Source organism: Nodularia spumigena CCY9414 (genome assembly GCF_000340565.2).
GTDB classification, from domain to species: domain Bacteria; phylum Cyanobacteriota; class Cyanobacteriia; order Cyanobacteriales; family Nostocaceae; genus Nodularia; species Nodularia spumigena.
In genome coordinates, this window is the sequence record NZ_CP007203.1 from 3662885 (window position 1) to 3675251 (window position 12367).

Here is a 12367-nt window from a genome sequence, read left to right on the forward strand (position 1 = left end):
CTCCTAATCTAAGAATTGTATCGAATTAGACGAATTTCTGCATCTACATTTAAATTAACTTAAAATTCATAATTATTTAAGAATTAACGAACCACACCAGACACAGAGAACACAGAGCTTAATTCTTCCTCCGCGCCTCTGCGCCTCTGCGTGACACTAATCCATATTTCCCCTCCTCTTCCTTGGAGGTTTACTTTGTGGTAAAATAAACTTATCGCGCGAATCATGCTCCTGAGCAATCTTAAGACGGATAAAATCTGCCCACACTTGCTCATTAAGTAAGCTTAAAGCAAATTCAGGTTGAACAGATGCGATCGCCTGAATAACTTTCCGGCATTCCTGCTGTAACTCATCAATAAAAGCTGACTCCCCAGAAAGCTGACTCAGCAGAGAAAGTGCAGTAGTGAAATTTATCGAATCATCTATAATTTTTTGTGACATTAAATCGTGAAATACGATATTCAGCCACACCGGGAGAAGTTCCAACCAGTTACTTTCTTCTATTTGCTGAAGTGCGATATTTTGCATATTCAGCGCCCCCCAAATGCACAAAGCTTCAGCAGCTAATTGAAAATCGCGTTTTTCCAAAGCAATATTCCATTGCTTTTCGGCATGATTTTGGCAACCATGAGCCAGAAATTGATATGCTTCGGCTACTTGTTGGGGAATAGTAACCTGATAAACAGACTCACCACAAGGTAAATTTTCGCCACCACAAGAAACCCAATCAAAAAATCCATAAAAATGAATTTTTTGGTCAACTATAACTTCTTTAACATGAGAATTTCCCAAACATAAAAATTGTACCGAGGGTAAACCATGAGGCGTTTTGATAGCGCGGAGTTTTTTTTCTACATCTGCTGCTTCTGGCGAAATTCCATATCCAATTAAAATCCACACACCGCTATTAGCTAACTTTTGCAACAGCTTAAAAAAATCTTTATTAAAAACAGCCTGACTCAACCAAGGACAGTAGATGATAATTTGACGTTTTGCAGAATTTAAAACCTCTTCAAAAACGGTAATAACTTCAGCATCGCGTAACTTTAGAGCTTCCTGGCTAAATTTTTCTAGCCTAGATTCTATTTCGGCATTTTTATATTTTCGAGTAGCTTCACGCTCCAAATAGATGGCTTCATGGGACAATTTGCATAAAGATTGCCAAGGTATTTTACCTTTACCTTGCAACACTTCCATGCGTTTGGATGCGGAGGCTAAAATTTGCTTACCGTTTCTGATTTGGATACTTAATTTATCTTCCCTAGCATCACCAATTACAAACAAAGAGATATTTTTCCAAATTATTTGCGCTGGGGCGATAACCTTACAGCTAGTCACAATTTTGCCGATTTCGGGTACATGAAAATCTAAACCTGACAACTGAATACATTTTTGTAACTTCTCAATTGATAAAGCAGATATATCATTAATCTTGCGAGCAATCTTGATAAATTCGGCTAAATCAGGTAAATTTAAAGGAGCATCATTTAATGGTTCAGCATGAAATGTTAGCTTTCCATCTAAAGCATCGGAAACAGCATATATTTGGATAGGATAGGGAAGCTGTGGTACAGAACCTTTGGCGTAAAAAGTTCGTCCTTCATCTGTAACTGTAATTGGCGATGTTGCGGATAAAGTTTGTAACGCTTGCAAATTTGCAGTTGTACTGCGAACAAATATAGAATCAAGTCCTAATATAGATGCTAATTCATCTTCTGTGGGTGGAGGTGTAAATTCAATTCCAGCGCGGATAATAAATTCTTCGAGTACGTTAAATTCGCGTGGTTCCTTAATAGATAATTCTACAGGAGTTTGATGCAAACTATAACGAAATTCCCTAGCGGCTAAAACTGACAAATTGGGATTTTGCGCGGTAATTTCCTCTGCTAAATTTATGAGTTTGTCGTCAATAGGTTTAGCCGCAGCAGCGAGAAACATCAACGAAACCTCCTTGACTATCTACAGTATGAGAAATTTCTAAATACATACCTCCAACTGTTCCCCCTTGGCGGGTAAATAAATCGTGACAACCGACAATTACCAGTAATTCTTGGGCGCGAGAAAACGCCACATTTACTCGTTCTGGTTTTTTGGCAAAACCGACATCGCCTTGATGATTATTTCGCACCATACTTACTATGACCACAGCGCGTTCCATTCCCTGAAATCTATCAACAGTACCCGTGCGAATTTCCAAGGAAGGAAAAAGTTCAGGTTGTAAACGTTCGTCAATTCTTTTCAATTGTGCGCCATAAAATGTAATTACGGCAATTTCCTTTTTGGGTTCCCCATTGGCAATTTTAGCAGCCCAAGTATGCTCAAATTGCTGACAGAGGTTTTCAATGACATCAATTTCACGAGGATTAAAATAAGAAGTATTTTCCCGTTCTTCTTGAAATTCATCTTCTCTGGGCATTTTTACCCAAACAAGATGGTGATTTTCTTGGATAATTTCACCTGTTAAATTATGGGCGCGTTGGGTGTCAGGTTCCAAAAGTCCACATTCTAGTTTACCCTGATAGAACTGATTAATCGCCCCCATAATAAAGGGGTGCATTCTATATTGTGTATTCAGCATTTGTTTGACGCTTTTATCCGCAGCTTCAAACTGAATTTTAAATAACGATTCTTCTAAAAATTGCAGTTCGGATTTTGTACTTCCCAGTGATTGCGCCACTTCTTCCACTGTGCTACTATCAAGCATAGGTGGTAATTGTCGATGGTCGCCTACTAAGACTAATTTTTTGCCTTTTAAAGCGGGGATAAGTAACTCTGGTGGAGTACATTTACTAACTTCATCGATGATAACGACATCAAAGGCTTTAAATTCTTGGGAAAAGTTGTAATTTGCAGCTTGTACGCAAGTGATACCGACGACGTTGGCGTTATCTAAATAAATGCGTCTTAAATCGTTGCGATCGCGCTCGGAGGGATTTTTAACTTTGGCAATCCAATCTTTGGTAAAATCCTGATATCGGCTGAGATAAGTTTCCTCTTCCGTGAGTTGATTTCGCCAAACATCAAACTGGTTTTTTACCCTGAGTAAAAATTCCAGGTTAAATAAATCTGGATGGATATCTGCTGGCTGAAATTTATCAGGTATGGTTTGGCAGAAATTTTCCCACCAATTTCTTGATAAAATTAAATCTTCCGTTGGCTGTATCTCTGGTTGCTTATCTAATTTCTTGATTTGGGCTTGGATTTTCTTGAGTTCTTTTTGAGCAAGTGTATTTTCTTGTTCTATAATTGTGACTTGCTCATCTAAAGACGTTTTGATATTTTCTAAGACTGCGAAAGGTGTAATTGATGAAATTAAACTTTCCAAATTGCTAAGATGAGATACCCCAGCACTTACCTGAGTTGCAAATTCTGAAGAATGTTCCCAAATTTTTGATTGCGTTGTCAGATACTCTGTAACTAAAGCCCGTAATTTATCCGGGACATTTTGCTGCTGGTTCAGTAATTGCAAAATCTCGATAATCTGTGCTAGCTTGATATTTGCTGCTTCGACTTGAGAAGACGTAGCAGATATTTGTGCTTGAGTCGTTCTCTGTTTTTCAAGTTCAATTAATTGCTGCCCGAAAGACTCAAGCTGTTGTTCAGTTTCAGTCTTAACTCGTGCGATACATTGACGCGCATTTGTGAGGATGTTGGTGAGTAAGTCTTCACTAACTTGTTTCAAAGTCGCGTCGAGATTATTTAACTCCCAGACTTTACTATATACTGTTTGCATTCTCAGCAAAAACAACTGAGTATTTTCCAGCAGTAATGAGCGCTGATGTGGGTTGAGGAGTTGATAATTTTTGAACTCTTCATATATTTTACGCCATTGAGTGCGATCGCTCGCCGATAGCACAATAGGAATTTGACTAAAATTTTGCTCTAAAAAGTAACTGAAATGATATTGTTTACCGATTCTATCAATAAAGCCGCCTTCTGTCTCATATATCAAAGCCTTGTCTAAAGCTTTCCAGTCTGGTAAATGTATTTGATATTTTTTAGGTAATATAGTCAACTTTAATTGATTAGCAAACATCAACAAACCCAGTGGCAATTGTACCAACTCTTCCGTTAATGTTTGTCCTGATTGCTGAGATTCCTTAACTATTTGATATAATACCACAGGTGCAGTAGATTTCCATTCCTTAATAGCTGCAATTACATAATCAATTTCCCGTTGACGATTTTGCCAACCTTGAATTGTTTGTTGTAAAATTTGTCGTAGGCTGAGAAACTCCTGTTCATCGATTTCTGGTGAATTCAGATTTTGAGAATTTTGGGGAATAGCCGATACCGCTTTTGCAACTTCCGACATGACTAAAATAGCATCTTGGGCGTAACCGAATGCTAGTTTAAAATCAGCAATTTTATCAGCCACATCTTCACGCAACCAAACAGCTAAACCAAAAGCACCATAAGGAGGACGCACTAAACCAAGTTCATCAGTATAATGAATAGCTTCTTGAACATGGGTTAAAAAATCTTGGACGACAATATTATTTTCTGTATAAGGCTGAAGATAGGGTAGACAATTTGTAACTTCTGGCGCTTCCCAATTAATCTGCGGTGCATTTTTCAGGAGATAATCTAAACCTAACTGAATTGATTCTACCTGATTTTTCCGAGTTAAACCTTCCTGATAAATTGCTGATTGAATTTTACAGTCTGCTGCTAAAGTTTCCTTTTCCTGATTTAATTGATTCTGTTGCTGATTTCGTTCTAATTCTAAGTTAAAATAATCTGTAAATCGTGGTAACTCTGCCAATAATTTTCCCAAAAATCTCACATTTTCCAGACGTTTAGCCAAACTACTTTCACAGTCAGTCGCCGTATTTTCCAACCAAGTCTCAATAACTTGGTCTTCTAAAAATGGCTGTCCTTCCTCCCCGACTCTCTCAGCGCGTCCTTTACGAACAGCCCGAATAACAGGGTTGTGAACTAACCGACTTAAAGCATTATCCACAGCTAAATTAGCTTGAGAAGCGATGAGAGTCCGCCCACCCCGCAAAGCTATTTGATAACAAATTTCAGCAATTACCGTAGTTTTCCCAGTTCCCGGCGGTCCTTGAATCAGAATTAAATCCTCAGCAGCTAACACCTTTTCCACTGCGGCTTTTTGTCCAGCATTAGCAGAAGATAATAACAAATCATCCGCTTTGAGTTCCACAGTTTTCTTCATCCGTCTAGCTTGGGAAGCGTCGAATAAAAAGTTACCCAAATAAGGATTTTGAGTATTTCCATGCTTTAATTGTTCTAAAGCTTCCTTCTTCCGGCGAACTTGTTGAATATCACCTGCTGCGTCAAAAAATAAAAATCCCTTCACGGGTGGCTGATAACGTTGTGTAGCGATATATTCAGCTAATTCCCGTTCTACTTTCACCTTAATTAAACAATTTTTCGGGTCAACTTTTTCAATTGAACCAAACTTAGGAATTTTATGAGTAAAATTTCCCGTCGGAACAGTATCCGAAAGCTTCACTTCTTGATTCTTTGAACGTTTCACCCGTTCCCAGAAACTAGAGACCTTTAAATAATTTTGTTCAGAACCATCAAGAGTAGCCGAATTAACATCTACTTCAAAAGTAATTTGTCTGGTATTATTGCCATAATCATTACCCACAAAAGCCACACAAAACTGACGCGCCTTAGCGATATTTTCCTCAACTTGCAAAAAAGCCTTCCAAGCTTGCAATTGGTCTTCAGTCGGTATATGATCACCACAGACTGGCATCTTTTCCACACGTGCCAATGCTGCTTTCGGAATACCTAAACGATGTTTATCATGAGGTAGGAGACGCAAAGAAAAAGGAACAGAATAACCATCAGCGTGTCCCCGTGAAACTTGTAATAAACGAGTAGATAAAACTTTTAACCCGCCACGCCCATCTTCTTGAATAGCAGCGATTAAACCTAAAGTTTTACCTTGCTTTTCCAACGTTACAGGTAAAGGAAAATCATCTCTATCAGTTGCGATTGTTAACTGCCAAATTTCCTCATTTTGGTGTTTTCCTGCACCTTGACGACGCACATAAAACAGACAAACTTGATCACCCAATAAATCTATTATCTCATCCTTCGCCACTGCTCCAACACATTTATAGCTCCAGTCTTGGAAATTACGGTTGTTAGAAAAAGTGGGCATAAATACTCTTAAAATTACTGATATAGAGTGAGATAATAAACTTTAGCTGTTGAGGAAGAAATAAAAAACCACAGAATAAAACCGCGACAAAATCTCTTCCTCCCTCTTCCTTTGCGCCTCTGCGCCTCTGCGTGACACTAATTCATAACCTATATTGATGATAAACCTGACTAGCCGCGCGATGCAGCAAAGAATGTCGCCAAACCAGAGACTTCATATCATCAGCGTACCCCCCACCGATAACACAAGCCACAGGATAACCAGCAGCCACACAGGTGCTTAAAACCTGCATTTCCCGGAGAAAGATCCCCGTATCACTCAAAGCCAATTTTCCCAAGCGATCGCCTATATGAGGATCTACCCCGGCATCGTATAATACTAAATCAGGCTGAATATGGGATAACAAATCTGGTAAATAATTCGCCAAAGTTTGCAAATAAGCATCATCCTCCATACCCACCGTTAGGGGAACATCCAAATCACTGGTTTGTTTAGTACCCGGAAAATTAACTTCACAGTGCATAGAAAAAGTAAATACACTGTCATCTCCTTGAAAAATAACAGCCGTACCATCTCCTTGATGCACATCCAAATCGACAATTAGAATATTCTGCACAAGTCCCAATTTTTGTAAGACTCGACAAGCGATCGCTAAATCATTGAAAATACAAAAACCAGAACCATAACTAGGAAAAGCATGATGAGTACCACCAGCCGTATTACAAGCTAACCCTTGACTGAGTGCCATCTGGGCTGTAAGTATTGTACCACCAACCGCTACACAGGTACGATTTACCAGTTCTGGACTCCAAGGTAAACCAATTCGACGCTGTGCTTTCGGTTCTAGTGTTCCCTCACAGTAAGCCTTCACGTACTCTGAAGTATGCACCAACTCGATTAATTCCGGGGGTGGGCGTTTGGGGGTGTGAAATTGTGCGGTTTGTGCGACACCCTCAGCTAACAGTAATTCATAGAGTTTTTCAAACTTCGACATCGGGAAGCGATGCCCCGGCGGTAATGGTGCAATATAATCTGGGTGGTAAATAATTGGCAATTCCATAATCTTTATTATCAACCATATAGCGTTTCCTAGCCTACTAGTAAGGAATCCAAATTCCCTTTCCTATCAGAGATGTTTATGTGCAGAATAATGGAGCCGAAAGTTCAAATCTTGATTTAAATTAAGCTCAATTCGCTACGCGGAGTGATTTGTCCTTTGTCATTGGTCATTAGTACACCTAGGTAATTAGGGCGGGCAAGATGCCCTCCCCACATATAATATATTGATGACAACCACAAACTTATCTAAAAACTGGAGGAATAATACTTTTTTCGGATACGAAAATTTGCTACCGATTCTACTAAGCCTAAAGCAATGAAATTGGTGAGCATGGCTGAACGTCCGTAACTCATCCAAGGTAGGGGAATTCCGGCTACAGGTGCTAAACCAACGGTCATACCGACGTTAACAAGTAGCTGAAACACAATCATTGATAAAACACCAATAGCTAATAAGGAACCAAAGTTATCTTTAGCAGTTTGAGCTATACGTAATAGGCGAAAGCAAATTACGCAGAAGATCAACAACACTAATAAACAACCAACAAAACCAAATTCTTCACCCACTGCGGAGAAAATAAAGTCTGTATGTTGTTCGGGTACGAAATTTAATTGTGTCATTGGTCCTTTGAACAAACCCCATCCCCAAACTTCACCAGCACCGATAGCAATGCGAGATTGGTGTTGGTGATACCCAACGCCGAGAATGTCGTATCCAGGTTTGAGAAATACAGTCAGGCGGTCTTTTTGATACTCCTTCAATATATGGTTCCAGGCAAAAACTCCTAATTCACCACCTAAGAAATTGAGCGCCGATGCACCAATACCATTGAGGACAAAATTACGCCAGGGGAGAGTTATCCAACCCAAAATGCCCATAGCGACTACCCAAACCAACCCTAAAAGTCCGAAAGATATTGTATTAAATAAAACTATTGGTTCGGAAAAAGGCCAACTGATACTAAAAAGAATGGCAGAAATGATCGGCGAAATCAGCAGAATCAGCCAGCCAGGGTTAGCATTTGCCCAGTACAGCATTCCTAAGACGATGGCACCAAATACCAAGGATGTTGCTAAATCTGGCTGCAAAAAGATTAATGCCCAAGGAATCGCCGTGATTGCTAAAGCCCGGAACACACTGTTTATACTAGCAGCTGTGCGCTTGTGTAAGACAGCTGCTAAGGTGATAATCATCCCAATTTTGGCAAATTCCGAAGGCTGCACGTTGAAGTCGCCAATGGTAATCCATCGCTGCGCCCCTTTGGCGCTAGTGCCAATAATCATCACGGCAATGAGGCTGATGTTGGTGAGAGCGTATGTTACCCAATGCCATTTAATGAGATTTTCATACCGGGTACAGGCTAAAAACAAGGCTATGAAAACGCCGATCCCAGCGATAGTCCAGTGCCAGAACCAGTCAGCAACTGGTTGCGTTAGTTCCGTACTCAGGATCATCAGTCCACCAAACATACTGAGACTAATAACTAGGCAAAATAGTAGCCAATCTACTTGTTGCCAGGGCTTAAGCCAAGACTTCCAGCGACTTTTGGGGCGCGAACGTTTTAACAACATTGTGCGATTTTAGACTTTAAATTTATGACTACTGTTGATTGGTATTCCTAGGCTATAGCCCAGGAATAAGGCAAAACTAGAAGTTGATTATGTCAGTGCGGCAACTGATATTTTACCTGCAATATTCAGTGCGATCGCCTTTAATGCTTTTGCCGAAGCAGAATCAGGATCAGCAACAACTATCGGCACACCACTATCACCGCCAATTCTGGTAGAAATCTCCAGGGGAATGCACCCCAGTAAAGGCACTCCCAACTCAGTTGCGGTTTTGGAACCACCACCAGAACCGAAGATGTCATACTGCTTATCTGGCATATCCGGGGGAATAAAGTAGCTCATATTTTCGACTATTCCCAAAACCGGGACATTCATTTGCTGGAACATCCGCAAACCTTTACGTGAATCTAACAGTGCCACATTTTGGGGTGTAGTTACAATTACTGCCCCTGACATTGGTACTGCTTGGGTTAAAGTTAATTGAGCATCGCCTGTTCCTGGTGGCATATCTACAATTAAATAATCCAGTTCTCCCCATTCCACTTGATAGAGAAACTGGCGAATTACACCATTGAGCATGGGGCCGCGCCAAATCACGGGCTGATCTCGGTCAATCAAAAAGCCCATTGAAACCAATTTGACACCGTGATTAAAGGCAGGTTCGAGAATATCACCTTTGTCTGTGGAACGCACCACAATTTCCGCATCAGCTAGCCCCAGCATAGTCGGGTCGTTGGGACCGTAAATATCAGCATCCAGTAATCCCACTTTCGCCCCTGTTTGTGCTAAAGCCACAGCGACATTGACCGCTACGGTGCTTTTACCAACACCGCCTTTACCACTGGAAACAGCCAAAATATTTTTCACCCCAGTAATGCCAGTCCGGTCAGGCAAACTTTTTTGTTGGGGTGTTTCTGCTGTCACATCTACGCTTACCTCTGTAACACCAGGTAGCTTGTTAATAGCTTTTTTACAATCTTCAACAATAAATTCACGTAAGGGACAGGCGGGTGTAGTCAACACCAAAGTGAAGCTAACCTTACCAGCGTCAATTTTGACATTGCGAATCATATTCAGTTCCACCAAACTCTTGCGGAGTTCTGGGTCTTCCACTGGTCGCAAAACTTCTAGAACTGAGGCGGAATCGAGAACATCGTACATACTGTTTTCACTGTTACTGCCGTAACAAAATTTAAGAAAATTTTATTATCATCTCCTCAAATCTTAACTTTCTTTGGAACGTCATTAGTCATTAGTCAATCAATTTTAGATTTTAGATTTTAGATTTTGGATTAGACTGCAATCTAAAATCGCTTTCTCCAAAATCTAAAATTCTTTACGGACTACTCCCCACGGACCACTCCCCACTCCTGTTAAGTCAACTACCTTCAGCCACATTTCATCTACACAAGCATAACTAATTTCTCGATAAGTTCTGACCAGAGAAGCGCAAAACCGACGATGTTTGCGGTAAATGAATTTGGATAACCAACTTCGCATTTGCCTAATCCTCCTCGCTATGCACTTGCTGATAACTCTGGTATGGTAAGTAACACTGGCTCACAGTACCTCATAGACTAATTAACCAAAGTCTGATATCGATACCAAAATGTTTATATCAAGAAGTACAAATAAAACTTGGTCAATATACAAGCCTATACGCATTTGAGGGAAAATAACTCTAGTCATGCCCATCAATCTTGTAAATCCTGACAAGTAAGAAAAAAGCAGATTAGGCAAATTACGCCTGATAATTGGCTCGTATTACCCACAAATGTTTAAATTAAAGACTTTGTGGCTTTTTGAAAATTGTAATTTAGGTTCGGGAATCTATGTTGACTAACTCGCAAACGCCAACTGTAGAAACAACACCATCCCAGTTTTTACCTGGAACTGACTCTCAGGCTAGAGTCAGTCAGTTTATGAAACAGCTACAAGATGAAATTACCCAAAAACTGGCAGAACTGGATGGTGTAGGTAAGTTTCACGAAGATAGTTGGGAACGTCCGGAAGGAGGTGGCGGGCGATCGCGTGTGCTGCGTGATGGGGCAGTATTTGAACAAGCTGGGGTAAATTTTTCGGAAGTTTGGGGTTCTCAGTTACCTCCCTCAATTTTAGCCCAACGTCCAGAAGCCGCAGGGCATGGGTTTTATGCTACGGGTACTTCTCTGGTGTTACACCCACGCAATCCTTACGTCCCTACAGTTCACTTGAATTATCGCTATTTTGAAGCGGGGCCAGTCTGGTGGTTTGGTGGTGGTGCTGATTTGACACCTTATTACCCCTTTGCTGAGGATGCAGCGCATTTTCACAACACACTCAAGCAGGCTTGCGACCAACATCACCCAGAGTATTACCCAGTGTTTAAGCGCTGGTGTGATGAATATTTCTACCTGAAGCATCGGGACGAAAATCGAGGTGTTGGTGGTCTATTTTTGGATTACCAAGATGGCCAGGGTTTGTTATATCGCGGTCCAGACCCCAAGGGACAGGCGGCGATTTATAGTAACGAAGTGGGCGCACCAGCACCCCGCAGTTGGGAAGATTTATTTGCTTTGGTGCAAGATTGTGGTAGAGCATTTTTGCCTGCATATACGCCGATTGTGGAACGGCGACAGGGGACCGAATATGGCGATCGCGAACGGAATTTCCAACTTTATCGTCGCGGCCGGTATGTAGAATTTAACTTGGTTTACGACCGAGGCACGATTTTTGGACTCCAAACCAACGGACGGACAGAATCTATTTTGATGTCTTTACCCCCCTTGGTGCGTTGGGAATACGGTTATCAGCCAGAACCCAATACTCCAGAAGCCGAGTTGTATGAAACCTTCCTCAAACCTCAAGATTGGGTAAATTGGACACCCAGTGCTTAAAAGGTACTCATCTGTGTTCTGGTGAGTTAAACTGCTAAATGTCACCGTATTGACATCACGGGGACGTAAAGCCAAAGCTCAGGAAATGTCCGATGCGATGATCGCAGGAGTCACTGAGAAGACTACACTCTATTGCGTGCAACCAGTGTAGTATACGTCATCTGTAACTTGTTAATTCAAGTATCAGTAAGGGATAATTTTGTGGCTGGTGAGTCAATTAACTTACTTCACGGGAAATTTTTATCGTGATGTGAAAGTAAAAATTCTCAAAACAAATTTTTTGGCTCACCAATCCCAAACTAAATTTAGACTATTGCCACGGGGAGGCTTAGTGATTCAAATAGAACAAACAACTTATACAACCCAAGACGACGATACCGTGATTGTCTTAACACCAGCAGGACGCTTAGACATCACCACGGCTTGGCAATTTCGCCTGAAGTTACAGGAATGTATTTCCAAACTCAGTCACCATGTGGTAGTGAATCTCGGTCAGGTAAATTTTATTGATAGTTCTGGTCTCACGTCTTTGGTGGCGGGGATGCGTGATGCTGATAAAGTCAAGGGCAGTTTCCGCATCTGTAATGTACATTCCGAAGCAAAACTTGTGTTTGAAGTAACAATGATGGATACAGTATTTGAAATCTTTGAAACCCAAGAGGAAGCTTTAGAAGGCGTACCTCGGAGTATTGCTAGTTAAAACAATGCTGCGTGTACAGTG

Annotated in this window: 8 protein-coding genes; 2 read left to right on the plus strand and 6 right to left on the minus strand. The window is 40.9% G+C overall.

From position 1 onward, the window contains the following. Positions 1–156: 156 nt before the first annotated feature. From NSP_RS15885 to NSP_RS26345, 6 genes are all read right to left on the minus strand, one after another. A complete protein-coding gene (locus NSP_RS15885; protein WP_006196150.1) occupies positions 157–1938 on the minus strand; it encodes a phospholipase D-like domain-containing protein in 1782 nt (593 codons plus the stop codon). Next, positions 1916–6142 (minus strand): AAA domain-containing protein, encoded by a 4227-nt coding sequence (locus NSP_RS15890; RefSeq protein WP_006196151.1) that lies wholly within the window; start codon positions 6140–6142, stop codon positions 1916–1918. Before NSP_RS15890 ends, NSP_RS15885 begins: the two co-directional genes overlap by 23 nt. Positions 6143–6284: 142 nt before the next feature. Further along, positions 6285–7202, minus strand: a complete 918-nt coding sequence (locus NSP_RS15895; RefSeq protein ID WP_006196152.1) for a histone deacetylase family protein — start codon at positions 7200–7202, stop codon at positions 6285–6287. Between the two features lie 245 nt (positions 7203–7447). After that, positions 7448–8773: a rod shape-determining protein RodA gene (rodA, locus tag NSP_RS15900; protein WP_006196154.1), complete on the minus strand. Its 1326-nt coding sequence runs from the start codon at positions 8771–8773 to the stop codon at positions 7448–7450. A gap of 87 nt (positions 8774–8860) precedes the next feature. Beyond that, positions 8861–9931, minus strand: coding sequence for an Mrp/NBP35 family ATP-binding protein (locus tag NSP_RS15905; protein ID WP_006196155.1), 1071 nt, complete (start codon positions 9929–9931; stop codon positions 8861–8863). A gap of 165 nt (positions 9932–10096) precedes the next feature. After that, positions 10097–10270 carry a hypothetical protein gene (locus NSP_RS26345; protein WP_006196157.1) on the minus strand — a complete coding sequence of 58 codons (174 nt, stop codon included), beginning with the start codon at positions 10268–10270 and terminating at the stop codon, positions 10097–10099. A 332-nt stretch (positions 10271–10602) separates the two neighbouring features. Here NSP_RS26345 and hemF point away from each other — a divergent pair, with 332 nt between their 5' ends. Both hemF and NSP_RS15915 read left to right on the plus strand, forming a co-directional pair. Continuing rightward, the gene (hemF, locus tag NSP_RS15910; RefSeq protein WP_017804229.1) at positions 10603–11646 is read left to right on the plus strand and encodes an oxygen-dependent coproporphyrinogen oxidase; all 1044 of its coding nucleotides are present in this window, start codon (positions 10603–10605) and stop codon (positions 11644–11646) included. Positions 11647–11977: 331 nt separating this feature from the next. Next, positions 11978–12346, plus strand: coding sequence for an STAS domain-containing protein (locus NSP_RS15915; protein ID WP_042202113.1), 369 nt, complete (start codon positions 11978–11980; stop codon positions 12344–12346). Positions 12347–12367: the final 21 nt, after the last annotated feature.